21 protein-coding genes and 1 pseudogene are annotated in these 26,083 nt (G+C 53.8%); 10 read left to right on the top strand and 12 right to left on the bottom strand.

Annotated features, from left to right (window positions below; translation table 11 throughout):
* Positions 1-109 precede the first annotated feature (109 nt).
* Positions 110-1,174 (bottom strand): COX15/CtaA family protein, encoded by a 1,065-nt coding sequence (locus tag J4E05_RS07040; protein WP_349593733.1) that lies wholly within the window; start codon positions 1,172-1,174, stop codon positions 110-112.
* Positions 1,175-1,451: 277 nt separating this feature from the next.
* Here J4E05_RS07040 and J4E05_RS07035 point away from each other — a divergent pair, with 277 nt between their 5' ends.
* Both J4E05_RS07035 and J4E05_RS07030 read left to right on the top strand, forming a co-directional pair.
* Positions 1,452-2,009: a precorrin-2 dehydrogenase/sirohydrochlorin ferrochelatase family protein gene (locus J4E05_RS07035; RefSeq protein WP_085595598.1), complete on the top strand. Its 558-nt coding sequence runs from the start codon at positions 1,452-1,454 to the stop codon at positions 2,007-2,009.
* Positions 2,009-2,752, top strand: a complete 744-nt coding sequence (locus J4E05_RS07030) for a phosphoadenylyl-sulfate reductase (protein ID WP_349593730.1) — start codon at positions 2,009-2,011, stop codon at positions 2,750-2,752. Before J4E05_RS07035 ends, J4E05_RS07030 begins: the two co-directional genes overlap by 1 nt.
* Positions 2,753-2,920: 168 nt before the next feature.
* On the opposite strand, the gene J4E05_RS07025 is transcribed toward J4E05_RS07030, so the two are convergent.
* From J4E05_RS07025 to J4E05_RS07010, 4 genes are all read right to left on the bottom strand, one after another.
* A complete protein-coding gene (locus tag J4E05_RS07025; protein WP_349593727.1) occupies positions 2,921-3,103 on the bottom strand; it encodes a DUF2256 domain-containing protein in 183 nt (60 codons plus the stop codon).
* Complete coding sequence (locus J4E05_RS07020; RefSeq protein WP_349593724.1) at positions 3,100-4,623, bottom strand: cryptochrome/photolyase family protein; 1,524 nt, start codon at positions 4,621-4,623, stop codon at positions 3,100-3,102. The genes J4E05_RS07025 and J4E05_RS07020 overlap by 4 nt, the downstream gene beginning before the upstream one ends.
* Before the next feature lie 63 nt (positions 4,624-4,686).
* Positions 4,687-6,135 (bottom strand): deoxyguanosinetriphosphate triphosphohydrolase, encoded by a 1,449-nt coding sequence (locus J4E05_RS07015; protein WP_349593721.1) that lies wholly within the window; start codon positions 6,133-6,135, stop codon positions 4,687-4,689.
* 105 nt (positions 6,136-6,240) lie between these two features.
* Positions 6,241-6,663 carry a DUF4870 family protein gene (locus J4E05_RS07010; protein WP_349593718.1) on the bottom strand — a complete coding sequence of 141 codons (423 nt, stop codon included), beginning with the start codon at positions 6,661-6,663 and terminating at the stop codon, positions 6,241-6,243.
* A 205-nt stretch (positions 6,664-6,868) separates the two neighbouring features.
* On the opposite strand from J4E05_RS07010, the gene gor reads away from it, so the two are divergent.
* Positions 6,869-8,233: a glutathione-disulfide reductase gene (gor, locus tag J4E05_RS07005; protein WP_349593716.1), complete on the top strand. Its 1,365-nt coding sequence runs from the start codon at positions 6,869-6,871 to the stop codon at positions 8,231-8,233.
* A gap of 106 nt (positions 8,234-8,339) precedes the next feature.
* On the opposite strand, the gene J4E05_RS07000 is transcribed toward gor, so the two are convergent.
* From J4E05_RS07000 to J4E05_RS06990, 3 genes and pseudogenes are all read right to left on the bottom strand, one after another.
* Entirely contained in the window at positions 8,340-8,567 is a 228-nt protein-coding gene (locus J4E05_RS07000) for a BrnA antitoxin family protein (protein ID WP_349593713.1), read from the bottom strand.
* Positions 8,568-8,604: 37 nt separating this feature from the next.
* Positions 8,605-8,799 (bottom strand): annotated as a pseudogene (locus J4E05_RS24060) (BrnT family toxin); the annotation flags it as partial.
* A gap of 181 nt (positions 8,800-8,980) precedes the next feature.
* Positions 8,981-9,445, bottom strand: coding sequence for an Lrp/AsnC family transcriptional regulator (locus J4E05_RS06990; RefSeq protein WP_349593708.1), 465 nt, complete (start codon positions 9,443-9,445; stop codon positions 8,981-8,983).
* Positions 9,446-9,616: 171 nt separating this feature from the next.
* Here J4E05_RS06990 and J4E05_RS06985 point away from each other — a divergent pair, with 171 nt between their 5' ends.
* From J4E05_RS06985 to J4E05_RS06965, 5 genes are all read left to right on the top strand, one after another.
* On the top strand, positions 9,617-10,633 hold the full coding sequence (locus tag J4E05_RS06985; protein ID WP_349594660.1) for a 1-aminocyclopropane-1-carboxylate deaminase: 1,017 nt from the start codon (positions 9,617-9,619) through the stop codon (positions 10,631-10,633).
* A gap of 212 nt (positions 10,634-10,845) precedes the next feature.
* Positions 10,846-15,912 (top strand): MG2 domain-containing protein, encoded by a 5,067-nt coding sequence (locus tag J4E05_RS06980; RefSeq protein WP_349593705.1) that lies wholly within the window; start codon positions 10,846-10,848, stop codon positions 15,910-15,912.
* Positions 15,913-15,922: 10 nt separating this feature from the next.
* A complete protein-coding gene (pbpC, locus tag J4E05_RS06975) occupies positions 15,923-18,082 on the top strand; it encodes a penicillin-binding protein 1C (RefSeq protein ID WP_349593703.1) in 2,160 nt (719 codons plus the stop codon).
* 151 nt (positions 18,083-18,233) lie between these two features.
* A complete protein-coding gene (locus J4E05_RS06970; RefSeq protein WP_349593700.1) occupies positions 18,234-19,115 on the top strand; it encodes an alpha/beta fold hydrolase in 882 nt (293 codons plus the stop codon).
* Positions 19,116-19,156: 41 nt separating this feature from the next.
* Positions 19,157-20,098, top strand: coding sequence for a LysR family transcriptional regulator (locus J4E05_RS06965; RefSeq protein ID WP_349593697.1), 942 nt, complete (start codon positions 19,157-19,159; stop codon positions 20,096-20,098).
* Positions 20,099-20,258: 160 nt separating this feature from the next.
* Here the strand turns inward: J4E05_RS06965 and J4E05_RS06960 are convergent, their stop codons facing one another.
* The 4 genes from J4E05_RS06960 to J4E05_RS06945 all read right to left on the bottom strand — a co-directional run bounded on the left by J4E05_RS06960 (position 20,259) and on the right by J4E05_RS06945 (position 24,061).
* A complete protein-coding gene (locus J4E05_RS06960) occupies positions 20,259-21,566 on the bottom strand; it encodes a TRAP transporter large permease (RefSeq protein ID WP_085589580.1) in 1,308 nt (435 codons plus the stop codon).
* Between the two features lie 62 nt (positions 21,567-21,628).
* Positions 21,629-22,258 carry a TRAP transporter small permease subunit gene (locus J4E05_RS06955; protein WP_246832887.1) on the bottom strand — a complete coding sequence of 210 codons (630 nt, stop codon included), beginning with the start codon at positions 22,256-22,258 and terminating at the stop codon, positions 21,629-21,631.
* Between the two features lie 142 nt (positions 22,259-22,400).
* A complete protein-coding gene (locus J4E05_RS06950; protein ID WP_210402854.1) occupies positions 22,401-23,432 on the bottom strand; it encodes a TRAP transporter substrate-binding protein in 1,032 nt (343 codons plus the stop codon).
* A 2-nt stretch (positions 23,433-23,434) separates the two neighbouring features.
* On the bottom strand, positions 23,435-24,061 hold the full coding sequence (locus tag J4E05_RS06945; protein ID WP_085589582.1) for a gluconokinase: 627 nt from the start codon (positions 24,059-24,061) through the stop codon (positions 23,435-23,437).
* Between the two features lie 304 nt (positions 24,062-24,365).
* Here J4E05_RS06945 and J4E05_RS06940 point away from each other — a divergent pair, with 304 nt between their 5' ends.
* Both J4E05_RS06940 and gntR read left to right on the top strand, forming a co-directional pair.
* On the top strand, positions 24,366-25,019 hold the full coding sequence (locus J4E05_RS06940; protein ID WP_085589584.1) for an SGNH/GDSL hydrolase family protein: 654 nt from the start codon (positions 24,366-24,368) through the stop codon (positions 25,017-25,019).
* A 22-nt stretch (positions 25,020-25,041) separates the two neighbouring features.
* Positions 25,042-26,076, top strand: a complete 1,035-nt coding sequence (gntR, locus tag J4E05_RS06935; RefSeq protein ID WP_349593691.1) for an HTH-type transcriptional regulator GntR — start codon at positions 25,042-25,044, stop codon at positions 26,074-26,076.
* Positions 26,077-26,083 lie beyond the last annotated feature (7 nt).

The raw sequence follows: 26,083 nt of genomic DNA, 5'->3' as shown, positions 1-26,083 counted from the left end.
GCCGCTGTCCAGAAATGGCGTGAAAATATGTGGGCAGTTATCGGAACTCAGTTTTCTGCCGTGTGCCGTATCAAATGTTGACCGGGCTCCGTCCGTTAAAACCCAATCCCTAGGCAGGATCCCGCAGTTTGTAGGCGCAAAAGGTGGTGGCGGCGATCAGAAGAACGGCACCTGCTTGATGCGCCACACCGAGCGGCAACCACACAACACTTAGCAATGTTGAAATGCCAAGGGCGACCTGTAAACACACGGCTGCCAGCATCAGGTGGCAGGCCCGTTTTTGATCGGCAGAAAGATCCAGCCGGATGGTGCGCCACCAGAAAAACAGGACGACAAAAAAGGTCAGTTTTGCCAGCCAGCGATGATCAAACTGGATGGTTTTGACATCCTCGAACGGGGCCATCCAGGCCGGGTCAAAGGCAAATAACCCGTCGGGGATCAAATGCCCGTCCATCAGCGGGAAGGTATTATAGATAAACCCGGCATTGGTCCCGGCAACAAAGCCGCCCGACAATGCGGTAAACACAATTAACGCCAGCACACCCAGAATGCGGCGCGATTTGGCGGTGGCACCGGAACGCGGGGCATATTGCTGCAAGCCGACCCATAACAGGGCGATAAAAATAATCAGCGCCAGGCCAAAATGTGCGGTTAGCCGGTATTGGCTGACATCGGGGCGATCGACAAGACCGCTCATCACCATGTACCAGCCCATCACACCTTGCAGGCCGCCCAGCACAAACAGACCGGCCAGTTTCCATTTGGTGGTGCCATCAATGCTGCGTTTAACCAGAAACCATACAAAGGGGATGAAAAACACCACGCCAATTAACCGGCCCCACAGGCGGTGGATAAATTCCAGCCAGAAAATCGATTTGAAATCACTCACCGACATCCAGCCATTCACTTTTTGAAACTCGGGATACTGGCTGTATTCCTGATACAGGCGTTGCCAGTCGCCTTCATTAAGGGGCGGGATGATGCCGGTAAATGGATGCCATTCAACAATCGAAAGACCGGACTCGGTTAACCGGGTCAGCCCGCCAATCACCACCATGACAAACACCATGAAGGCACAAAAAAACAGCCACATTGCAACGGCACGGTGCGGTTGCGGGGCGGCAATGTCTATGCCGCTGGCGGAATGGAGGGTGGGGGAAACACTGCGCGACATTGAATCCTCTGGCTCAGCCAATGCAAATTTCGTCGGCACTATAGGACGAAACAATTCTGTTTTGTACGAAAAGCCGCATGTATCCGCCCTGATTGCCCAATCACGAAGCTGTTATCGGGCGTTAAGGGGCAAGATTGCCGTTTTTCTGTGGTCGGGTACAATAAACACTTAATTATTGTTGAATGTTAATAAAACACATAAAAAATGTATTGAATTGAATAAAACACACCTTCATAGTGCAATCAACAAACAGAAAACCGTATTTAGAGGATCGACGATGTTTCCCATCAATCTGGACCTTGGCCGCCTGTCGGTGGCTCTGGTTGGCAACGGCGAGGCTACGCTGAACCGTTTGCGCCAGCTTGACGGTGATGGGGCCAAATATGTCACCGTTTATAGCGAAGACCCGAGTGCCGAACTGGCCGAACAGGCGGGCGACCGCCTGCACCGTTATCTGCCCAATTCGGCCGATATTAACGCCGTAGCCATCATGTTTGTGGTGGACCTGCCCGAGGCCCGGGCAGCCGAACTTGCCACAACCGCCCGCGCCGTTGGCACCATCGTCAATGTCGAGGACGTAAAGGATTACTGCGATTTTTTTAACCCGGCCCGTGTTCAGCGCGGCGATCTGGTCATCACGGTTTCGACCAATGGTGCCAGTCCCCGTCTGGCAGGACGCATTCGGCGGGCGATTGAAAACTGGCTGTCTCCGCATTGGGGCGACCGTTTGGGCGAACTGGCAAGCCAGCGTGCCAAATGGCGCAAATCCGGTGCTGATATGAAGCAGCTTGTGCGCCTGACAGATGATTATATAGATCGCCGGGGGTGGTTATAATGGCTGCTTTGAGAGAGGAAGAAGTCGTCACCGGTGGCAGCATGACAGTTGACGAAACGACCGAGCGTGCCCGCACATTGCTTGATCGTTATGGCCACCTGCAGGGAATTTCCCTGATTGAACCGATGGTCCACGAAGAATTTGCCGGCAAGATCACCATGACGTCATCGTTCGGGACAGAGGCCGCCGCGCTGTTGGCGCTGGTGGCCGAAGTTGACCCGAACCTGCCGGTGATTTTTCTTGATACCCGTAAATTGTTTGGTGAAACCCATCGCTACCGCGAACAATTGGTGGACCAACTGGGCCTGACCAATATTCGCATCATGCGCCCCGATGAAGAAAAACTGAAAGCCGAAGACCCCAACGGCATGTTGTTTGCCAAAGATGGCAATCGCTGCTGCTTTATTCGCAAGGTCGAGCCACTGCAACGCGCCCTTCAGGGCTATGATGCGTGGCTGACCGGGCGCAAACGCTTTCACGGTGGTGAACGGGGTACCTTGCCGGTGATCGAAACGGCAGGAACCCGGATCAAGGTAAACCCGCTGGCTGGTTATAACCGTCAGGATATCGAAGATATCTTTGATAACCGGGCCTTGCCGCGCCACCCGCTGGAAGCCGAAGGCTATATGTCAATCGGCTGCATGCCGTGTACCGACCGGGTGGATGCCAGTGTTTCCGATGTTCGCGCAGGCCGCTGGGCCGGGCAGGACAAAACCGAATGCGGCATTCACTATATCATTTGATCATGTGGCGGGGTGTTCCGTTATCATGCCAGTTGGCCTTGCCCGTGTTATCCGGGCAAGGCCATTTTTTTGATTATGCGCGGGTGGTTTTGGTTGTTTGCCCCTGTTGCATGGTATTCGCCGTGGGGTTACGAAAACCGCATCTCAGGCCTCGATCGGAATTAAGGGCTACATCTGCGCATCTTCAGGCGCTGATATTGTTGCGCTTTTGCCAATATTGCTTTTTTCGCGTCGGCACCGTTCGGAGCAGTATTTAACGTCTTGCCAGCAATCCTTCCATTTTTTGCGCCAGCTAAAGGGGCGCTGGCATACCAGGCAGGTTTTGGCGGGCAGGTCGGATTTTTTTTTCATGACAGGCTTTTTAGAAACCGGTTGGCGTCATCGGCGATGGCCTGTTTTTTATCATTCCCCATGCGGTCATAGGTTTTATACATCATGCCCACACGATGGTTATCGGCCAGCTTGGTGCGATTGCGCGCCAGAAAATCCCAGTACAGGTAATTAAACGGGCAGGCATCAGGCCCGTTCTTTTTGCTGACTTTGTATGAACAGTTGTCGCAGTAATTCGACATTTTGCTGATATAGCCACCACCTGCAGCATAGGGTTTGCTGGCAAGATAACCCCCATCGGCAAAAAGGATCATGCCGCTGACATTGGGCATTTCCACCCATTCAAAGGCATCGGCATAAACGATTAAAAACCATTCATTGACTTCAGCCGGGGAAATGCCCGCCAGCAGGGCAAAATTGCCCAGTACCATCAGGCGTTGAATATGGTGGGCATAGGCATTTTTGCGGGTTTCAAGCACGCATTGGCGCAGGCAGTTCATTTTGGTTTGCGCGGTCCAGTAAAATTCCGGCAGGGCGGCGGTTGCTTCAAAATAGTTTTCATCGCCATAGCCCGGTATCCTAAGCCAGTAAATTCCCCGGACAAATTCCCGCCATCCCAAAATCTGGCGAATGAAACCTTCGGCCGCATTTAACGGCACATCGCCGCGATAATAGGCGTTTTCCGCCGCCTTGATGCATTCAAGCGGTAAAAGCAGACCGCAATTGAGATAAAAAGCCAGATGGGCATGAAACATCCAGGGCTGGTTTTGCACCATTGCATCCTGATAATCGCCAAACTGTGCCAGTCGCTGATTGATAAACTGGTCAAGTGCATTAAGCGCCTGCTGGCGCGTAACAGCAAAATGAAAAGGCTGAAGGTCGCCAAAATGGCTGCCAAATCGCGCCGCAACCAGATCAAGAACATCACTTGTAATGTCATCGGGCCGAGACTGGTACGGGGCGGGAATATCCATGTCGTTTTTGGGTGGTTTGCGGTTTTGTGTGTCAAAGTTCCATTGCCCGCCAACCGGTTTGCCATTTTCCAGCAAAATGCCGTGTTTTTTGCGCATCTCGCGATAGAAAAATTCCATTCGCAATTGCGTGCGGTCTTTGGCCCAGTCGCGAAATTCATCAAGGCCGCACAGAAACCGGTCATCGTCACGAATTTCAACTGGCAGGCCGAATGTTTCCTGCCAGGTTTTCATATCCTGCAACACGCGATATTCGCCGGGGTGGGTGACAATGATTTGTTCTGGCGCATGACGGGCGATGGCGCGGTTTACTTCACCGCGAAAGGAACCACTATTTTCGGCGTCATCTAGTTGGATGTAATCAATATTGTACCCCGCCTTGCGCAAATCACGGGCAAAATGGCGCATGGCAGAAAACAGAAAAGCGATTTTCTTTTTGTGATGGGCAACATAGGTGGCTTCATCCCACACTTCGCACATCAAAATGGTATCGCGGGTTTTATCGCAACCCGTAAGGCAGGAAATAGATTGCGATAACTGATCGCCTAAAATAACCCGCAAACGTCCCATAACCACCTGCCGCTTGTCGCTTTAAACACTGCATGTCTATACGGTGTCGCACGGTCGGTTGGTTCAAATGGTTATGCCCTGTAGCTTGCGAAACAGGGTAACGGCGTAACGGTCTGTCATGCCGGAAATATAATCCATCACCCGCATGATACGATCATAAAGTGTGTTGCTGGCTGAAAGTTTGCCAGAAAGCAATTTGTCGATCCGGTCGGCCTGCGGCGGCAGGCGTTTGTCGTGTTTTTGATGTTCTTCAATATCGATGGCAGCACGGACAAAACTGTTGAGCAAGCCGTTGATCACCTCGAACCCGGCCATTTCAATTGGCAGGACATGCGGGGCATTGTAAATTTTATCAACTGCCAGCGTTTTGCAATATTTGGCATCCATCCCCAGTGCCGTGTTTGCCAGCAAATCGCCATTTAATGTGCCACACAGCAACGCGTCCTCGTTGGCAATAAAGGCATCCACCGATGCCTTGACCAGGTTGCCAATCGCCTTGCCCCGCAAAAAGCCAATGCGGTCGTTTTGCGATTTTTCGGCATACCATTTTTCGGCCTTCAAATCGGTCCAGCGCTGGTCGGCATCGCCTTCGTATTTGTCGGGGTGGCGGGCAATCGGGGCCAGGGCGCGTTCAACTTCCTCGAAGCTGACACAGCCCAGTTCCCAGCCATCTTCCAGATCGACCACCGAATAACAAATATCGTCTGCCGCCTCGACCAGATACACCAGCGGGTGCCGCCGCCAGGCCCCGTCCAGCCCGTCATGGGCGATCAAACCGCAATTTTGCGCAATCGCGGTGGCAATGGCCCGTTCGGATTGATAATAGCCCGGCTTTTTAAGGCCGGTATATTCCTTGCGCCGTGCCGCACTCATAGAGGTGGAACGCGGATATTTGATGAAACTGCCCAGCGTGCCATAGGTCAGGTTTAGCCCGCCTTCAAAGCGCTTCATTTCCAACTGGCTGATAATGCGCAGGCCCTGGGCGTTGCCTTCAAAATTGCGCAAATCTTCCAGTTCCGGGCCGGACAGGCGCGATGTCAGTTCGTCTTTTGCCAGTTGGGATGTGGTAAACCATTCATTGATGGCATCTTCGCCCGAATGGCCAAAGGGCGGGTTGCCAATATCGTGCGCCAGGCAGGCGGCCTGCACCATATAGCCGATATCGGCAATGGTGATGGTGCAATCATTGCCAAGCTGTTTGACGATATGCGCCCCGGCCATCAACCCCAATGATTGCCCGACCGACCCCACCTCGATGGTGTGGGTCAGGCGGGTATGGACATGGTCATTATCGGACAGGGGATGAACCTGGGTTTTGTTTTGCAGGCGACGAAAGGAGGATGAAAAAATCACCCGATCAACGTCTATCTGAAACGGGCTTCGGCCATCGGCAGCAGGGCGGGCGGGGCCATCGGGCCGGGTAATTTTGCCATCCACCACATCAAGACGATGGGCCGAAAGCAAATCTTCCCAGCGCATTTTTGCCGTTTTCGCCGTTTCTGCCGTCGTCATAAAGCTGCCATTCCCTGTTGATTAAAACCCGCAGCCGCGACTTTAGCGATGCCGCACCGCTGGTGCAATCATCCTGCCATTTTGTTCGGTATTTAGCAGGTGGGATCAGCCAAAAAACCAGCTTCGCGGATTGTTAATCGGCTTGCCTTCCATGGCCCGTAACAGGCCAATCACGTTGCGGCCAATAAACCACGCCGCGGTATAAAGCCCCATCAGGCCAATAATGGCCCAGCCGATCAACGGGATCCACCAGACGAAAAACGTCACAATCCCGGTCATCACTGCATATAAAATGCTGATCCAGAAAGTGCGGATGATGAAGGTATAGTGGCTGTTGCTCCAGTGATTGTCATCCTCGCGTGCAACATAGGCGACAATCAGGGCAATCAGCCCGGTGGCATAAGCTGTAAACAGGGTGGCAATCATCAACCCGTAACAGACAATGGCGGTATTGCCGCTGCGTTCTTCGGCATATACCGGCTGTGCTGTTTGATAGGCCGGGTCCTCGGAAAAGCGGGCGTCAGTCATTTTGGTGTCGTCCTGTTTTGTGGGGCGTTGCCACGACGGGCGGTTTCGATTTTAAGTATATAGGATAAACAGCACAAAACGCCATTCCCGGTTGTACTTCACGAACACGTGGTTGGCATTGCAAACTCTATCCTAGACTCTGGCGAATTGATCCCTACATTTGGCGCCATGTAGCGGGGATTATCCAACCCAAGGATTTATGTAAATGTCGACAAGTTACGATTTTGATCTGTTTGTAATTGGTGCCGGGTCCGGCGGTGTGCGCGCGGCCCGTGTTGCTTCGGGCTATGGCGCAAAGGTTGCCATTGCCGAAGAAAGCCGGGTGGGCGGCACCTGTGTTATTCGCGGCTGTGTGCCCAAAAAACTGCTGGTCTATGGGGCGCATTTTGCCGAGGATTTTGAAGACGCCAGCGCCTATGGCTGGACCCTTCCGGGCGAACCGACCTTTAGCTGGAAAACGCTGATTGCCAACAAGGATGCCGAGATTGACCGGCTCAACGGCATTTATCACAAACTGCTGGCCGGATCGAACGTGAAACTGTTCGAACACCGCGCGACCTTTAAGGATGCCCATACTGTTATTGTCGGCGGTGAGGAAGTGACGGCCGAACGCATTTTAATCGCGGTGGGGGGGCATCCGACCCTGCCAGATATTCCCGGCATCGAACATGCGATTTCGTCAAACGAAGCCTTCCATCTCGAAGACCTGCCCAAGCGTATTGTCGTCGTTGGCGGCGGCTATATTGCGGTGGAATTTGCCGGTATTTTTGCCGGTCTTGGTGCCGAGGTAACCCAGCTTTATCGCGGTACGCAAATTTTGCGCGGTTTTGATGGCGATATTCGCGACCATCTGGCGGCGGAAATTATTAAAAAGGGTATCGACCTCAGGGTTGAAACCAATGTGACCGCGATTGAAAAACAGGGTGATGGCAGCCTGAAGCTGACATTAACCGGCGGCGGTGACATGGAAGTCGATGCCATCATGTTTGCTACGGGTCGTGCGCCCAATACCAAGGGTTTGGGTCTTGAAGAAGTCGGTATTGAAACCGACGATAACGGCGCGGTTAAAATCAACAAGGGCCTGCAAACCAGCGTTGAAAATGTGTATGCCGTGGGCGATGTGACGGACCATGTCCAGCTTACCCCGGTCGCGATCAAGGAAGGCATGGCCTTTGCCGATACCGTTTATGGTGGCAAGCCGTGGCATATGTCCTATCAGGCCATTCCAACCGCAGTCTTCTCGCAGCCACCGGTTGGCACCGTGGGCCTTAGCGAGGAAGAAGCCCGGGCCAAAGGCGGCGAAATTGAAATTTACAAATCAACCTTCAAACCGATGCGACACACGCTTTCGGGCCGTGATGAAAAAACGCTGATGAAGCTGATTGTCGATAAAACCACCGATGTGGTTTTGGGCGCACATATGGTTGGCCCCGATGCGGCCGAAATCATTCAGGGGATAGGCATTGCTGTGCGCCTTGGCGCGACCAAAGCCCAGTTTGACCAGACAGTGGCCGTGCATCCCTCGGCGGCAGAGGAATTTGTGACGATGCGGTTTCCGGTTGGGGGCTAGACTACATATCGGCCATCAATGTCGGTCGGTAGTGAAACGGCGGATATGAATAAGGCGGCATCCCAAGTGGTGCCGCCTTTTCATTTTTGCAGCGACACGGACGTTCTTAAAGGCCCATTTCCTTGCGCAAAAGCTCATCAACACGGGTCTGCCAGCCGTTGCCCGTCGCCCGCGAGGCGTCGAGGACTTCGGGCGATAATCGGATCGATACCTTGGTTGTCGTTGCTTCGGCAAAGGGACGCCCGCGTTTTTTGCGCATCAGGCTGTCCACCAGTTGCGTATCCGGGGCATCCCTGGCGGCTTTGGTGATGGCGGTATCTTTTGCGTCTGTCATGTCCGTAAGGGCCTTTTGGGCCATGCAGCGCGCATTTTCAAATTTGGTTAACATAGGTTTCGATCTTCCGCCGGTTGGCTTTGCGCAGCGATATGACGCGGATGGTGCTGGCACGCAGGGAATAAATCAGAACATGCAGCCGATCTTTTATAAAACCTGCCGCGATCATACGCTCTTCGCCGTATTCCTGCCGGTCATCTTTGAACACAAGGGTGGTGCTAAAATCGAAATTTGAAACGGCTGTGAAGGGTACGCCGTGACGTTCGTCATTGCGGGCTGCCTTCGCGTTATCTCATTCGAAATTGACCATTCCAGCCCTTGTTTCTATATTTAATGTGTACCCGTTAATTCAGGATTGGTAAAAATTATTGCCATGACATTAATTGTTGTTTGGATGTACCGGGATATACAGCTTAAAACGCCAGCGGCGCATTATCGACAACCTCTTTCATCACAAAGAATGTGCGGGTTTGGCGCACGCCGGGCAGGGCGATGAGTTGGTCGCCGTGTAAATGGTTGAAATCGGCCATGTCGCGCACGCGGATTTTGAGGAAATAGTCGAAATCGCCCGCGACCAGGTGGCAATCGAGAATAAACGGTAATTTGCGGCACGCGGTTTCAAATTCGGCGAAACTTTCGCGGGTTGAACGGTCCAGCACCACGCCGACCATGACAAGGGCACCGCGTTCCACCTTTTGCGGGTCGATCATGGCGCGCACTGTGCTGACATAGCCTTCGTCAAACAGGCGCTGGATGCGGCGGTGGCAGGTGGCGGGGCTGACATTGACCCGTTTGGCGATATCGGCATTACCCATGCGGCCATCACTTTGTAACAGGCGCAAAATCTTTTGATCGGAGCGGTCTAGCGGCTGGGTCATGAAATTATATTCCATATATTGGTAAATTTATGGAAGTGTAGGCATGGTTTGTCGATTTTAGGAAGTCTCATGAGCAAAAATAAGCATAAATTCGAGAGCACCTTTCATTTAAGGCGGAGTAGCATTTCCCGATGAATAATCGCAAAACAGGGAGTGCGAAAAGTGAAAAAAATGAATTTGGGTAAGTTTGAAAAATACACGCTGACCTTTGGGCCGACCCCGATTGAAGCCTTGCCGCGCCTGTCAGAACATCTGGGCGGCGATGTTGAACTTTATGCCAAGCGCGAAGATTGCAATTCCGGGCTGGCCTTTGGCGGTAACAAGGTTCGCAAGATGGAATATATCATTCCCGATGCGATTAAATCGGGTGCCGATACATTGGTGACGATTGGCGGTGTGCAGTCCAACCACACCCGCCAGGTCGCCGCGATTGCCGCCAAGATTGGCATGAAATGCCGGTTGGTTCAGGAAAGCTGGGTGCCGTTTAACGATGCCGTTTATGACCGGGTTGGCAATATTTTGATGAGCCGTGTCATGGGCGCCGAGATCGAACTGGTCGATGAAGGCTTTGACATTGGCATTCGTGAAAGCTGGGAAGCTGCCCTGAAGGATGTGAAAGCCAAAGGCGGCACCCCCTATGCGATCCCGGCCGGGGCATCGGTGCATAAATATGGCGGGCTGGGTTTTGTTGGCTTTGCCGAAGAAGTCCGCGCGCAGGAAGCCGAACTGGGGTTTAAATTTGATTATGTTGTGGTGTGTACTGTTACCGGGTCCACCCATGCCGGGATGGCGGTTGGTTTTGCCGCCGATGGCCGGGCCAACAAGGTGATTGGTATTGATGCGTCGGCCACACCGGAACAAACCCGGGCGCAGGTTTTGGCGATTGCCGAAAAAACCGCCGATCTGGTGGAACTGGAAGGTGGCATTTCGGATGCAGACATTACCCTGATCAATGATTACGCTTATCCGGCATACGGTGTGCCGTCTGATGAAACCAACGAGGCCATTCGTCTGGCTGGCCGCACCGAAGGCATGATGACCGACCCGGTTTACGAAGGTAAATCGATGCAGGGCATGATTGATCTGGTCAAAAAAGGCTATTTCCCCAAAGGATCGAAAGTTCTTTATGCCCATTTGGGTGGGGTTCCGGCGATTAATGCCTATAGCTATTTGTATCGCAACGGCTGATACCCTTTAAAATTGTATATGTATGACAGCAAGGAAAGTGTCCGCTTTCCTTGCTGTTTTTTATTGGCGCAACCCCCTGAATTATCAGCGTCATGGGGGATCCGTGTTGATGTGCAATTTTTGCGTGTTGCGTTATCGTAAAAAAACCTTTTTTCTGGTCTGGATTAAGGCTTTGCCTCCCCCTGAATGATCCAAGTGAAATTGAGGTTCCAATGCCCGGCGAAAAATGGCTTTCCGCCCTGTTTCTTTTTTTGTTTTTCCTCGTTTCACCCGTTATGTCCCAGGCCAGCGAAACCTATCGCGCCAGTTTCCCTTGCGAAAAGGCGTCAACCGGGTTGGAAAAATCCATTTGCCATAATCAGGATATTGCGAAACTGGATCGGGAAATGGCGACTGTTTACAAGCAGGCGTTAGGGGAACAGGGCGACGTTGAACAGGTTGTTTTACAAACGGACCAGCGGGCCTGGTTGCGTAATTTGCGTAAAAGCTGTGTTTTGATGCCGAGTGAAAAGCCCGATGCCCTGTCGGACGCGACACGAACCTGCATTGTGGAAAACTATCGCACCCGTATTTCGGATTTACAGGCATCTTTAACGGGGAACCTGGACCTTGAAAAGGTAACGATGCAGGCGGAAAAGGCTGTAAGCGAGGCCTGCTTTGCCTTTGACCATGATTTAAGTGACGATCAGCCGCTTGACCTTAGATCCTATATCGAGCTGTCGCCAAAGCGTGATTATTCGGCCCGGATAGCGGACGGAAAATTATGCCTGTTCGGTCTGCCGCATTCGCAAACCACAAAGGTTACCCTGCGCAAGGGGTTAAAGGGTGTTTACGGGTTTGCCCTGGCCGATGACGTGACGCGCGATGTTATGATGGGGGCGCGCAAGCCCGATATCGTTTTGGGGACCAACAGTTATGTTTTACCCAAAAGCGATGCGCCGGTCATTCCGGTGACGACGGTTAACCTTGATAGCGTGAATTTGAAATTCTACCAGGTTGTGGAACGCAACCTGGTATCGACGCTGACAGCGAGCCTTTTGGGCCGCGAAATGGATAACTGGGATATGCGCCGCATCCGCGACGAGGCTGGCGAGGAAGTCTGGGCCGGAAAGCTGGATATTCGCAATATTCCAGATACCGATATTGTTACCCAAATTCCGCTTTCCGAAATGGTGGCAGATTTTAAACCGGGTCTGTATGCGCTGGTGGCAACCGCACCAGATGATGATGACACCTGGGGCAATAAACCGACCCAGTGGGTGGTTGTAACGGATCTGGGCCTGTCGGCCTATGACGGGGAAAAGGGCCTGTCGCTTCAGGTGCGGTCATTGCGCACGGCACAGCCGGTTGCGGGTGCCAAAGTGCGGCTGATTGCCCGCAACAACGCCATATTGGGCGAAACCACCGCGAACAAGGATGGCTGGGCCGATTTTTCGGGGCCATTGTTAAATGGCAAGGGCGGTAAGGAAGCCCTGTATCTGACGGCAGAAACAGAGACCGGCGATTTTTCGTTTATTTCATTGCAGGAATCGGCACTGGAATTATCGGACCGGGGTGTTTCAGGCCATGTGCCGCCCAAGCCGTTGCAATCGTTTTTGTATTCGGACCGGGGAATTTACCGCCCTGGCGAAAAGGTACATCTGGGCTATTTGCTGCGCGATGACAAAGCCGATGCGCAAACCGGGGTACCTTTAACCATTGTGTTGTATCGCCCCGATGGCAAGGAAGCCTTTAAAACGGTCCAAACCCCTGATGATACCGGGGGTGGCCGAGTTGATATTGCCATATCGTCCGCTGCGGCAACCGGTAAATGGCGCATTGCCGCCTATAGCGACCCCAAGGCCGACCCGATTGGCGATTTGTCGATCCAGGTGGAGGAATTTGTTCCCGAACGGCTGGAGGTAAAAGCCACCACAACGGCCCCTTATATGGTGTTTGGTGCGGCAATGCCGCTTGATGTGCAAACCGATTATCTGTTTGGCGCACCGGGAAGTGGCCTGCGTGCCAGTGGCAGTGCGTTTTTACAGGTTGATCATCATCCGTTTGAAAACCGGCCCGATTATTATTTCGGCCTTCAGGATGACGTTGCCCAGATCCGCAAAAACTTTGACGAAATCAAAAGCAATACCAGCGGTTATGCCGATATCAGGGTGCCGGCCTTTGAGGCGGTGGATTTATCATCGCCCCTGAAAGTGACCCTGAATGTCGAGGTTGCCGACATTGATGGCCGCCCGTCGCGCGCGAAGGTCAGTCTGCCATTGCGCAATAGCGATAGTTTTGTTGGTCTTCGGCCCGGTTTTACAGGGGATTCGTTGTCGTATGGGCAGGCGGCAAAGTTTGACGCCATTGCAGTTGACGCCGATGGCAAAGCCATCAAGGGCCGCGAATTAATGGTCGACTGGATCCGCGAGGACCGGGACTATAACTGGTTTTATCAGGGCGGGCAGTGGCAATCGACCTATGAAAAATATGACATGCCGGTGGGGCATGATGTTGTAACCACCGATGCTGATGGAAAAATTACCTTTGATCGTGCCTTTGACCGGTGGGGATATTATCGCGCCGTCGTGCGCGACCCGCTGACCGGCAGTGCCGCCGACCAGACCTTTAGTGTTGGCTGGTGGGCCAATGGCCAGTCGCCCGACCGCCCGGACCAACTGTCAATGAGTGTGAAATCCACCGATGTTAAACCGGGTGATCAGATTGACGGGTTTGTAAAAGCACCGTTTGACGGGCGTCTGGTGGTGACTGTGGCGCAGAAAAACGTTATGTGGCGCAAGGAATATGACCTGTCGGGTGATGGTGTTGAATTTCACATTCCGGTCGATGCAAAATGGGGCAACGGGGCCTATGTTTTGGCAACGGCCTATCGCCCCGGCCTGGATCAGGACCAGCGCGGACCAGTGCGCTCGGTCGGGGCGCAGTGGGTTTCGTTTGGCAAGGAAAGCCGAACGATGACGGTTGATTTTGACCTGCCCGACGAAGTGCGCCCCGGCACCAGCCTGTCGGTGCCAGTTCAGGCCTCTGGCCCGGTGGTTGGTACAGAAAAGGTTCGGGTTAACGTTTTTGCTGTGGATGAAGGCATTTTACGTTTAACCGGTTTTAAGGCCCCGAAACCGGAACAGGATTTGTTGGGACAGCAATATTTGCAATTATCCTATCATGACCTGTATGGGCATTTGATTGCGCCGCAAAAAGGCGATGTCGGTGTTTTGCGATCGGGCGGTGATGAAATGGCCGAGGGCAACCAGGCATCGTTAAATTCGCGCGTGTTTAAAACCGTGGCCCTTGCCAGCACAACAGTGCAGCTTGACAATACCGGTGCCGGAACCGCGCATTTTGATATCCCCGATTTTAATGGCAAGCTGCGCGTTTTTGCCGTTGCCTATAGCAATAGCGCGACGGGCAGCGGGGTTAAAAACATGCTGGTGCGTGCGCCGGTGGTGGCCGAATTATTGCCACCCCGCTTTATGGCACCGGGCGACAAGGCTGCGTTTGCCCTGCGGTTGCGTAATTTAAGCGGGGCCGAAGGGGCCTATAAGGCCACGCTTGCCACCAGTAAGGAATTAAGCGTTACCAAACCTGACTGGCAAGGTGATATCGCACCGGGACAACAGGTTGAAACCCGGTTTGATGTAACCGCCGCCCATGTTGGGCAGGCCCGCCTGACCCTGAATATCGACGGGCCAAACGGGTATCATCAGCAACGGGTGTGGGATGTTGAAGTGCGCCCGGCCCAGCCATGGGAAACCCGCAGTGGGCAACGGCAACTGGCTGCTGGCGAAAGCCTTGATCTTGATGCGTCCTATCTTGATATGTTCCGGGCTGAGACGGCATCGCTTAATTTAAGCCTGTCGAGTGTTCCTGAAATTGATGTGCAAAAACTGATTTCGGGGCTGGATCGTTATCCATATGGTTGCCTGGAACAGACAACCAGCCGGGCCTTTCCGTTATTGTCGTTTCGCGATGCACAGGACCGCTGGCAAGGCGTAACGTTTGATGAAGACCATCTGGATGAGAAAATTCGCGATGGCATTGAACGGGTTTTGGCCAAGCAGCGCACCGATGGCAGCTTTGGCCTGTGGGATCGCCATAGCGACCCGGAACCGTGGTTGACCGCCTATGCGACCGATTTTTTAACCGCCGCCCGGGCCAAAGGGTATGACGTGCTTGATAACCGGTTCGTCAGTGCCCTTGACTGGATGCAAAATGCGGTGCGTGCCGAACAATATTCGCCCGAGGCACGGTCCTATATGGTGCTGGTGCTGGCCCGCAATGACCGCTATTCAAAATCGGCGCTGGATTATGAAACCACCCGTCTTTTAAAGGGAAAAACCGGTTCGCTTGCCCGCGCACAGCTTGCTGCGGCACAGGTTTTAAATGGCGGTACGGTGGATGGTTCTACCATCGACAATATAACAAATAACTTGGGAAATGACCGGCGTTACTATCGCAGTTTCGGGTCGCCCCTGCGCGATTTGGCCGCGATATTGACCTTGCCCAAACAGGTTTTTGTCAACGATCAGGAACGTCTGACATTGCTGTCATCGGTAACGGAAATGGCCGAAACTGAAAGCTATACCAGCACCCAGGAAAAGGCCTGGTTGTTGCAGGCGGCCACCAGCATTACCGCCGGGGCGGGTAAGTCGGTATCGTTGCAAGTTAACGATCAGCCGCCAGAGCAGGTTCAAAGTTATCACACCGGGGTGACGCCCGCTGTGTTGCAAGACCATTACACAGTTAAAAATGCAGGCAATAGCATTGTTTTTGCCAAATGGTCGGCAACCGGTATTCCGGCAAAACCTTTACCGGCCGAGGCACATGGCCTGTCGATCAAACGGCAGTATTTTGATGTTAGCGGCAAGCCAGCCCTGCTTGAGAATGTGCAAACGGGGGACCGGTTTATCGTTGTGTTAACCGGGCAATCGACCAATCGTTTATCCCATCGTGCCCTGATTGCCGACTTTTTGCCTGCCGGGTTCGAGATTGAAGCCAATGCCCGTTTTCCGGAGCTGGAAAAGAAACTGAAAATAGAACCTGATACGTTATCCCCCACCGATTTTCGGGCCGAACGGGATGACCGGTTTGTTGCCGCCGTTAACCTGGGGCAGGACGAGTATGGCAACGAAAACGGTGCCGGTTTTAAACTGTTTTATGTGGTGCGGGCGGTAACGCCGGGCACATATGCGCATCCGGCGCCGTTTATTGAGGACATGTATAAACCGGGTTATTTCGCCCGTGGGGATGTGTCGCAACTTGTCGTCTCAGCCGCGCGTTAGGAGGCTTTCCATGCCCGGTTGGCGGCCGTTTCGCAAAATCATGCCCGGACGCATCATTATGGCGGGTCTGGGCGGGGTTGCGGTGCTGGCTGTGACATTGGTGGTGCTGGACCAGGTTTTTCCGCCCAATCTGGCGCGCCTGTCGCATGTTTCAACTGTGGTTGAAGGTGAAAACGGGCGCCCTTTGCGGGTGTTTTCCACCGCGGGCGGGTTGTTGCGGCTGAAAACCACCCTGGCCGATATTGACCCGAAATATGTGCGGTTTTTAAAAAGTTACGAAGATCGCCGGTTTGACAGCCATATTGGCGTGGACCCGCTGGCTTTGGCGCGCGCGGCATGGCAATGGGTGCGGGCGGGGCATATTGTTTCGGGTGGGTCCACCCTGACAATGCAGGTTGCCCGGTTGCTGGAGCCGCGCGACCGCACAATTTGGGCCAAAAGCATCGAGATTTTGCGGGCGATGCAACTGGAATGGCATTTTTCCAAAACCGGTATTTTAAACATGTATGCAACGCTGGCCCCGTTTGGCGGGCGCGTTGAAGGGGTGCGCAGTGCGGCGAATGTTTATTTTCAAAAAGACCCCGGCCATTTAACCATTGCCGAAGCTGCGTTGTTAACGGTTTTGCCGCAATCGCCATCGTTGTTGCGGCCAGACCGTTTTGCCGGGCAGGCGCGGCAGGCGCGCGCCAAGGTATTGCAGCGTTTGCGAAACGATAATGAAATTACCGCAGCCGAATATCAACAGGCGCTGGGCGAGCCGATACCCCGGCAACAATATGCCATGCCCCTGCTGGCACCGCATCTGGCAGAAAGGCTGGCGGCGCAATACCCGGATCAGAACCGGATCGTAACCACCATTGAACCGTGGTTGCAGGCCGACATGCAAAAGCTGGTGGAATATTATGGGGTTAGTGTTGCGCGTGACCGGTCGCTTGCGGTGGTTGTGGTTGAAAACAAAACCGGCAAGGTTCGCGCCCATTTGGGGTCGCGCGATTATCTGGATCGGCCCAGTCATGGCTTTGTTGATATGACCCGCGCCATCCGGTCGCCCGGTTCAACCCTGAAACCGTTTATTTATGCGCTGTCATTTGACGATCATCAAACCCATCCGCAAACCCTGATCTGGGATCGGGCGATTGCCGATGGCGGTTATCGGCCTTCCAATTTTGATCATAACGAAGCGGGTGAAATCAGCATTGCCGATGCGTTGCGCTTTAGCCTGAATATTCCGGCAGTTAAGGTTCTGGGGCGGTACGGGCCGATCCGGTTTAGCGAATCAATGCGTAAAAACGGGCTGGAATTAAGTCTTCCGGGGGATGCGGCGGTGCCAAACCTTGCCATTGCCCTTGGCGGTGTCGGGGTGAAACTTGATGATTTAACAGGGCTTTACCGTGGCCTTGCGACAGACCGCAAAAACTGCCCGCTGCAATATTTACGCGATGAAAAACCGGCAGCGTGCCTGTCCCCGCACGAGATGTTTTCGCCTCAAACCCAAAAATGGATTACCGGTATTTTGCAAAATACCCCCAGGCCCGATGGATACCGTGCGCAAGCAACCTTAAACCCGGCACCAATTGCCTTTAAAACCGGGACATCCTATGGGTTTCGCGATGCGTGGGCGTTTGGTTATAACGCCGATTACACTGTGGGGGTGTGGGTCGGCAAGGCGTCCGGGCAGCCAAGCCCCGGCCAAACCGGGCTAAGCAGTGCGGCACCGTTGTTATTTTCCGTGTTTGAAAAACTGCCGCGTTTGTCGCGTATTCATAATGTGGATTTAGATGAAAGCTGGAAAAAACCGGCACCGGACGGCTTGAAATATTTTGCCCCTAACCGCGCGCAGCAAAACCAGCTTGCCGCAAATGCCCTTGATATTGAATTTCCTGCCGACGATGCCCTGTTCTTGCTGGGCGATATTGCCCGGCGGGGTGTGGTTTTACGTGCCCGAAACGGGGTGCGGCCTTTAATCTGGATGGTAAATGGCGTTCCGCTGCCATCGGATCCATGGAAAAGGACGGCGCGCTGGAAACCATCGGAACCCGGCTTTTACGATATTACCGTGCTCGATAAAAACGCCGATGCCAGCCATCGCCAGGTTACAATCCGGGCAAATGCACCCCAGCGCAGCACGATCAGTCAGGTTTCAATATCATCAGTTAAAAACAGGCCGTGAACCGTTGGATAGCGGTTGGCGCCAAGCTGATTGATAAGTAATATTGATAGAAATTATTGATTAATATTGCCGCATAATGGAATAGTTGAAATCGGCTATGCTTGGCTGAACCGGCCGCCACCAAGGTGGCCTGCATGTCAGGAGGAACGCCATGTTTGAGGGTTTTCGGGAAGAAATAATTTCTGGCGAGGGTGCCGATATTTTTGTGCGCCATGGGGGCAAGGCGGATGGGCCGGGATTGTTGCTGTTGCATGGTTACCCGCAAACATCGGCAATGTGGCATAAGGTCGCGCCGCAACTGGCCGATAAATACCATGTGGTTTGTGCCGATTTGCGTGGTTATGGCCGGTCATCAAAGCCGCAAACCGATGCGCAACACAGCCCCTATTCCAAGCGGTCGATGGCGGCCGATATGGTGCAGGTAATGGCGCAACTGGGCCACAGCCGGTTTTATGTTGGTGCGCATGACCGGGGCGCGCGGGTTGCCCATCGCATGGGCATGGACCATGCCGGGGTGGTTCAGGCGATTGCGATGCTGGACATTGCGCCAACTCGTGAAATGTACCGCGAAACCGACGACGCCTTTGCGCGCGCCTATTGGCACTGGTTTTATTTAATTCAGCCCGCCCCGTTTCCTGAAACCATGATTGGCGGCGACCCGGATGCCTATTGGAAATTTAAATGCAAGGCACAAAGTGCGGGGGCATCGCCCTTTGCCCCCGAAGCCCTGGAAGAATATTTGACCCTGTTTCGCAATCCCGATGTGATCCATGCCAGTTGCGAGGATTACCGCGCCGCAGCCAGCATTGATATTGCCCATGATGACGCCGATGGCGACCGTAAGCTGGCGATGCCGTTATTGGCAATCTGGGGCGGGCGCGGGGTGATCGAGCGGTGTTTTGATGCCCTGGCTTTGTGGCGCGAACGGGCCGACAACGTTACCGGTTTTGCCTTGCCCGCCGGGCATTACCTGGCCGAGGAAATCCCCGATCAGGTGGCGGCGCATTTTCGCGAATTTTTTGATCAACATTAACCCCCCTGCAATATGCGGGCTGGCTATAACGCGGGATGCAAATGGAATTTAGACAGCTACAGTGTTTTGTGGCCGTGGCCGAAGAACTGCATTTTCGCCGTGCGGCTGTCCGCCTTGGTCTCAGCCAGCCTGCCTTGTCGGCCAGTTTGGCCACACTGGAAGCCGATTTGGGCTTTGCGCTTTTTTTTCGCACCACCCGGCAGGTCAACCTGACGCAGGCCGGGGCGGTGTTTTTAAAAGATGTGCGCCAGATTTTGCGCAACATTGATGCCGCTAAACGCCATGCCCGCGAAGTTGCCCATGCTGCTGTGCCGTCCATTCGGGTGGGCGGGGTCGATGAAGCGATTGTAACCCTGTTGCCTGCCTTGATGGCGCAGTTTCGTGCGCTTTACCCCGATATCCATTTGCAAATTCAGGAAGTTTCATCATCGGGCCGCAATGTGCAGGCATTGGAGGCCCATCGCGCCGACGTGGTGTTTATTCGCGAAAATGTAAAAAACGATTTTGTTGAAAGCCGATTGCTTTATCGCCAGCGCATTATGGTGGCCTTGCCCGTGCCCCGGCCTGATAAACGCGGTGGATGGCAACATGACATTGGCCAATATGATAAAATAACACCGGCACAGTTGGCGCGCTGCCCGTTGATCGGCTTTCCCCGCCATGCCCGGCCCTTGCTGCATGATCTGGTAATGAGCAGCCTGGCCGACATCGAAACCCCGCCCGAAGTTACCTGCGAAGTTATTGATAAATCTACTATGCTGCAATTGGTGCGCCAGGAGGTGGGCGTCGCACTGGTGCCTGAATGGGCGCAAACCATTGCCCCTGCCGGGGTGATGTTTTGCCCTTATGGCGACCCGGTTTTGGAATTGCCGCTTTATATCGCGTGGCGCAAACGCGATTATTCAGCGCAACTGGGGCAGTTTATTGACTTGGCCAGCAAGGCTTGCGCCGTTCGACATTCAGGCAATACCCCGCCTGACTGATTAAAAGCAGTCCGTCGTTCTTACCTGGTGGACGGGCTTTTTGCTGGCCATCCTGGTGATATTGACAGATGCGGCTTCATGACAAACGGGCGGGATGCTGTGCAATCCCGCCCGTTTGGTTTTGGTTGGTCTTAAAATAATATCGCCTGGCTGTGTGTGCTTATCGCCCGGTAATGCCGGGGAAGATGATCAGAATGGCGACAGCTAAAACCTGCAGGCAAATGAAAGGCACAAGAGACTTGAAAATTGTGCCAAGCGAGATGTCGGGCGGTGCCACCGATTTAAGATAAAACGCAGCCGGGCCAAAAGGCGGCGACAGAAAGCTGACCTGCATATTCATGGCAAAAACCACGCCGAACCAGATCGGGTCAAAACCCAGGTCTTTTACGATGGGTACAAAAATCGGCATGGTCAGCAAGGCAATGCCAACCCAGTCCAGGAACATGCCAAGGATGAACAGAATCAGCATCATAAACAGGATGACAACCATCGGTTCATCGGAAATGCCCGTGATCAGACCGGATACGAAATCAATACCGCCCATCAGGTTGAACACGCCAACCAGAGCCGATGCGCCAATGCCGATCCAGACAATCATGCCGCAGGTTGTCAGGGTTTGCATCGCTGCACCCTTTAGCATGGACAGGGAAAATTCACCGCGCAGCATGGTTGATGCAATCACACCGGCAACGCCGACGGCCGAGGCTTCGGTAACCGACGCAATCCCGCCATAGATTGACCCCAGCACGCAGAAAACAACAACCATGGGCAAAAACAGCCCTTTAAGCAGGCGCAGTTTTTCTTCGGTGGGAATGGTTTCTGTCCGGGGTGGGGGGGCAATATCCTTGCCGAAATAACAGCGAAACAGAACATAGGCGACATAAAAGCCCGCCAGCATAAAGCCGGGAATAAATGCCGATGTAAACAGGTCGCCAATCGAGACATTGGCGGTCAGGCCATAAATGATCAACACGATCGAGGGCGGGACCATTGTGCCGAGCGAACCACCGGCACAAACCACGCCAATCGCCAGGTTTTTGTCATATCCCTGCCGCAGCATCTGGGGCAGGGCGATCATGCCCAGCAACACAATTTCACCGCCGATAATGCCGCTCATGGCGGCCAGAATAACGGCGACGAAAATGGTTTGTACGGCAACCCCGCCTTTTAACCGGCCGCCAAACAGGCGCATGGCCTCGAACAGATCCTTTGCAATGCCGGATCGGTCGAGAAGGGCGGCCATCAGCACAAACATTGGTACTGATACAAAAACGAAAGACGAAACAAAGGAATATACCCGGCTGGTAATAAGCGGCACCGCCATGGGGCCAAACCAGCCAATGGTAAATAACAGGGCGACCAGCAGGGTAACAAACGCCAGCGGCATGCCGGTCAGCAAAAAGCCGATCAGCATGACAAACATTGCCAGCGTGCCGTATTCAATGCCCAGTGATTGCAAATGTAACATGGAGAATTATCCTGGTGCGCCAGATGCGCAGGAAATGGGACATGGGACGATGAAGGGCGCGATTAACGCGGCACCGTGGCATCGTTTGCGGAGACGTCCAGTTTTTGCCGGGCATAATTATATGCCAAAATCAGAAACTGAATGGTCAGCGCCACCATGATGACCAGCATGAAAATTTTTAAAATGGCCGGAAAAGGCGGGTTCCATGCACTGCCACTGGTTTCGAGGCGAATACCGCCATTTGGCGAAAATGCTGCACGTTTCACCATCAGCCAGGCCGCAAACGCAAAAAATCCCGACGAAACCGCACAGATCAGGGAAATGACGATGTTAAGGATACGCCGTGCTTTGGGGCTGACCATGTCGTAAATGATGACAACCCGGATATGCTGATTGCGTGATGCGCAAAACAGTCCGGCAAACACAAAACCCATGGCACATAAAAATGTGGTGGTTTCGTGCGCCCAGATCGTGGGGGCATTGAAAATATGGCGCATGCAGATTTCAAAAATAAGCGCGGCCATCGAACACAGAAAACCAATGGCAAATATGGACCCGAGATAATTGACGCAGCGGCCAAAAAGGCCTGATTCCGCAGGCATGACAGCGCGGTTATCGTCGATCAGCTCGGCCACGTCCCCTTCGGAGGTGCCAAGTGGGGTATGGGGGTCGCTGTGGGGCGTATTGGTCATGGAACCATTCCTTAAACGAGGGAATCTCGCGGGGCAGGCTGCATCTGGTTTGGGCCGTTGACTGTTGGAAAATCACGTGCAACAGCACCAGAATGCGATACCCCCGGCCCGATATGTCAGGCCGGGGGACATTTTAGTCGTATTATTTCAACAGGCCCTGTGATTTCAGGTATTTCGTCAGGGTGTCGTAAACTTCCTGGGCGTTGTCCGAACGCTCGGCCACTTTTTTCCACTGTTTCATGGCAATGGCGCGGAATTTGGCGCGTTCTTCATCAGACCAGTTGGTGATTTCGATGTCACCCTTGGCCTGATCCTTGGCAACGGCTTCGCGGTCTTTCATTTGCAGGCGTGCGACCAGGTCCTGGGACAGATCACGCACCGATACCGTCAGGATTTCCTGAAGGTCTTTGGGCAGGGCATCCCATTTTTCCTTGTTCATCGAGACTTCGACCAGCGGCATGGAGTGGAAGCCCGGATAAACCGGATGTTTGGCAATGTCGTTCAGGCCCATTGCCGAGTTGGTGGCATAAACCGTGGCATCCGCCGCATCGATGACTTTTTTGTCAAGCGATGTATAAACTTCGGACTGCGGAATGTTCACAGGGGCCGCACCGGCAGCGGCAAACACTTCCTGCACCATGCCTTCGGGCGCACGCACCTTAAGACCCTTGAGGTCAGCCACACCATTAAGCGGAACCGTTGAAACAAAGGCTTCCAGGCCCGGGGTTACTGCGCCAATAAAGTGCAGGCCATAGGGCTCTTCAAGTTTGTTCATCAGTTCCTTGCCGCCACCATAATTGATGAAGCGGAACATTTGTTGCGGGTCGGCCCAGGCGCCAATCGGGTTGGCGATCAGGCTGAATGCCGGGTCTTTACCGGAAAAATAGCTGACGTCGGTAATGTGCCCGTCAAGGATGCCTGCGGCAATGGCGTCCTGGGTTTCGGCATGTTCCACAATGGAACCAACCGGCAGCAGTTCGATTTTGATGCGGCCATTGGTCATTTCGGCAACACGGTCGGTCCATTCCTTGTCGATTTCAAAGGTAGGTGTGCCCGACGTGTCGCTGGACTGGAATTTCCAGTTATAATCGGCAGCATGTGCGGTCAGCGACGTGCTGGCAGCCAGGGCCACGGCAAAGGCCGCGCCAAAAAGTGTTTTGATGGACGTTTTCATAGTCATCCTCCCTTGGATGTGGATTTTTCGCTTGGATATGGTGCGGAGTTTTCCGCCTGGTTCTGGTCGCCGTTTCGTTTTTCGAGACCATCCAGCACTTGCCAGACGATATCGTTAAGTGGGGCAATTATGGAAACAGTCAGCGGATCTTCATCCGGCCCCAGCGGTTCAAGATCGCCAAGCTGGCTGTCAAGCAGGGCAGAAGGCATGAAATGACCTGACCGGTTGTTCATCCGGTCCAAAATCAGGTCACGTGGGCCTTCCAGAAAAACAAAAGCCGGTTTTGGCCCCAGGTGATCGCGCAGAAAATCGCGATATCGGCGTTTAAGGGCGGAACAGGCAATAAAAATGGGGGGGACATTTCCCCCGGGGGCGGGTGCAATGCCGTGCGTTGTTGCCAGGTCCTTGCGGGTCTGGATTGCGACCTTGCACAGGGCATCAAGCCACGGCCAGCGCATTTCGTCATTCAGCGGCAAACCACGGCGCATATGTTCGACATTTTCGACGGGGTGGTGGTCATCCGCGTCAAGCCAGGCCCCGTTGGTGGCCGCGGCAAGACGGCGGGCGACTTCGGTTTTGCCCGATCCGCTCACACCCATAACGATGACGAAATTTGCGACGTGCTGCATTGATAAAGACTGTTTCCCGGACGCTGAAGGGCTGGATTTTGTGCCCCCTGTTTTGTTAGCGCTAACTTAATGATAGCGCTAACATTAAGTCAACTGCGAAATTGGGGAAAATTTTCCTTCTTGTAATCACCTTCGAATACAGCATGTTAGAATTATTATAATAAAAGGCCGTCGGCGATGATGACGCGCAAGCCACGCTTTGTGATAGAATGATGGTCCGTGACGCCGATAGTGCCGATATCGTATGTTCTGGCGGTTTTCGTGATGCCAACCATGTGTAGATAACTTCATCGGGAAGAATGCAATGTATACCAAAACCATTCTCGCCTTTGGCGATAGTCTGACCTGGGGCCATCACCCGGAACATGGCCGCCGCCATGCCCACGATGATTTGTGGCCAACTGTGCTTGATGCCGGATTGGGCAGACAGGGGCGCGTCATTGGCGAAGGGCTTGGCGGGCGCACGACGGCCTTTGACGATTATACCGCCCCGACAGAACGCAACGGCGCTAAAATCCTGCCAACCTTGCTGGGCAGTCACGACCCGCTGGACCTGGTGATTATCATGCTGGGTACCAATGATTTGAAGTCGTTTATTTGTGGTGATGTTATGGGGGCCAGTGCCGGCCTTGGGCGACTGGTTGATATTGTGCGCGGATATTCCTATAAATCGGGGCCGGCACCTGCTGTTCTGATCATGTCGCCCCCGCATTGTTGTGAAACCACCAAAACAGGGGGGACATTGCCATCGGTGCGCAGTATTGCCGAATCGCAAAAATTTGCGGCTGCCTATCAGGCGGTTGCCACCGAAAAGAAATGTTATTTCTTTGATGCGGCAACGGTTGCTGTGGCATCACCTGTGGACGGGGTGCATCTTGATGCAGCCAATACCAGGGCGATTGGTACGGCCTTGATACCACTGGTCGAAGAAATTTTGCGCGGTGGCCCACACTATTAATGCAAATTGCAGTCAGGCACGAATGAGAAAACGTAAAGGGGCCGGCCGACCGACAATCGCCGATGTCGCCACCCAGGCCGGGGTCAGCTCGATTACTGTTTCGCGTGCGCTGCGCGATCCGCAAAAGGTATCGGAACGGTTGCGAGGGCGCATCGATAAAGCGGTGCGTGCCCTTAATTACATTCCCGATACTCACGCCAGCGCACTGGCATCGTCGCGCTCCAACGTGGTTGGCGTGCTGGTACCATCGCTAACCAATAACGTGTTCGCAGATACCCTTCGTGCCATTTACGATGCGCTTGATGGCAGCCCGCTTCAGGTGCAGTTGGGTAATTCGCGTTATTCGGCGGCCGAACAGGAACGGCTGGTGGGCATATTTTTAAGCCAGCGGCCCACCGCCATGATTGTTTCGGGGATTGATCAGACGCCGACAGCACGCAAAATGCTGGAAGATGCAAATTGCCCGATTGTGCAAATCATGGAAACCGGGCCGGACCCGATTGATATGATGGTGGGCTTTTCGCATTATCAGGGCGGGCGGGCCGCTGCCCGGCATTTAATTGATCAGGGATACCGCCATATCGGATTTTTAGGCGCCCGGATGGACCCGCGCACCACCCGCCGCCTGGCCGGGTTTCGCAGTGCGCTCGAAGATGCCGGTATGTTTGATCCTGATCTGGTGAAAACCACCACCACATCGTCAAGTGTCACCCTGGGTGGGGTTCTGGTGCAGGAACTGGCCCGTCATCGCCCCGATCTGGATGCTGTTTTTTGCAACAATGATGACCTTGCCCTTGGGGCATTGTTTGGCGCGCAAAAGGCGGGTATTTCGGTGCCGGGGCAGTTGGGCATTGCCGGGTTTAACGACCTTGAAATGATGGAAGCTGCCTGCCCGACCCTGACCAGCATTCGCACGGATCGATACGGGATTGGTCGCCATGCGGTGAATATGATCCATGCCGCACTGGATGGAACGCCGCCGTTGCAAAAAGTGGTCGATCTGGGGTTTGAATTGCAGGTGCGCCAAAGCACGGACCGTACTTATCGCGCCACCTGACGGGATG

The sequence above is a fragment of the Thalassospira sp. NFXS8 genome (assembly GCF_040148805.1).
Taxonomy (GTDB): Bacteria; Pseudomonadota; Alphaproteobacteria; order Rhodospirillales; family Thalassospiraceae; genus Thalassospira.
This window is presented reverse-complemented; position numbering and strand designations above follow the sequence as displayed.

Excerpts from the sequence above, each read along its gene's own strand:
- pbpC (WP_349593703.1), top strand. The coding sequence starts at position 15,923 with ATGCCCGGTTGGCGGCCGTTTCGCAAAATCATGCCCGGACGCATCATT.
- J4E05_RS06970 (WP_349593700.1), top strand. The coding sequence starts at position 18,234 with ATGTTTGAGGGTTTTCGGGAAGAAATAATTTCTGGCGAGGGTGCCGAT.
- J4E05_RS07020 (WP_349593724.1), bottom strand. The coding sequence starts at position 4,623 with ATGGGACGTTTGCGGGTTATTTTAGGCGATCAGTTATCGCAATCTATT.
- J4E05_RS06980 (WP_349593705.1), top strand. The coding sequence starts at position 10,846 with ATGCCCGGCGAAAAATGGCTTTCCGCCCTGTTTCTTTTTTTGTTTTTC.
- gor (WP_349593716.1), top strand. The coding sequence starts at position 6,869 with ATGTCGACAAGTTACGATTTTGATCTGTTTGTAATTGGTGCCGGGTCC.
- J4E05_RS07010 (WP_349593718.1), bottom strand. The coding sequence starts at position 6,663 with ATGACTGACGCCCGCTTTTCCGAGGACCCGGCCTATCAAACAGCACAG.
- J4E05_RS07000 (WP_349593713.1), bottom strand. The coding sequence starts at position 8,567 with ATGACAGACGCAAAAGATACCGCCATCACCAAAGCCGCCAGGGATGCC.
- gntR (WP_349593691.1), top strand. The coding sequence starts at position 25,042 with ATGAGAAAACGTAAAGGGGCCGGCCGACCGACAATCGCCGATGTCGCC.
- J4E05_RS07035 (WP_085595598.1), top strand. The coding sequence starts at position 1,452 with ATGTTTCCCATCAATCTGGACCTTGGCCGCCTGTCGGTGGCTCTGGTT.
- J4E05_RS06950 (WP_210402854.1), bottom strand. The coding sequence starts at position 23,432 with ATGAAAACGTCCATCAAAACACTTTTTGGCGCGGCCTTTGCCGTGGCC.
- J4E05_RS06960 (WP_085589580.1), bottom strand. The coding sequence starts at position 21,566 with ATGTTACATTTGCAATCACTGGGCATTGAATACGGCACGCTGGCAATG.
- J4E05_RS07030 (WP_349593730.1), top strand. The coding sequence starts at position 2,009 with ATGGCTGCTTTGAGAGAGGAAGAAGTCGTCACCGGTGGCAGCATGACA.
- J4E05_RS06945 (WP_085589582.1), bottom strand. The coding sequence starts at position 24,061 with ATGCAGCACGTCGCAAATTTCGTCATCGTTATGGGTGTGAGCGGATCG.
- J4E05_RS06955 (WP_246832887.1), bottom strand. The coding sequence starts at position 22,258 with ATGACCAATACGCCCCACAGCGACCCCCATACCCCACTTGGCACCTCC.
- J4E05_RS06965 (WP_349593697.1), top strand. The coding sequence starts at position 19,157 with ATGGAATTTAGACAGCTACAGTGTTTTGTGGCCGTGGCCGAAGAACTG.
- J4E05_RS06990 (WP_349593708.1), bottom strand. The coding sequence starts at position 9,445 with ATGACCCAGCCGCTAGACCGCTCCGATCAAAAGATTTTGCGCCTGTTA.
- J4E05_RS07040 (WP_349593733.1), bottom strand. The coding sequence starts at position 1,174 with ATGTCGCGCAGTGTTTCCCCCACCCTCCATTCCGCCAGCGGCATAGAC.
- J4E05_RS06940 (WP_085589584.1), top strand. The coding sequence starts at position 24,366 with ATGTATACCAAAACCATTCTCGCCTTTGGCGATAGTCTGACCTGGGGC.
- J4E05_RS06985 (WP_349594660.1), top strand. The coding sequence starts at position 9,617 with ATGAATTTGGGTAAGTTTGAAAAATACACGCTGACCTTTGGGCCGACC.
- J4E05_RS07015 (WP_349593721.1), bottom strand. The coding sequence starts at position 6,135 with ATGACGACGGCAGAAACGGCGAAAACGGCAAAAATGCGCTGGGAAGAT.
- J4E05_RS07025 (WP_349593727.1), bottom strand. The coding sequence starts at position 3,103 with ATGAAAAAAAAATCCGACCTGCCCGCCAAAACCTGCCTGGTATGCCAG.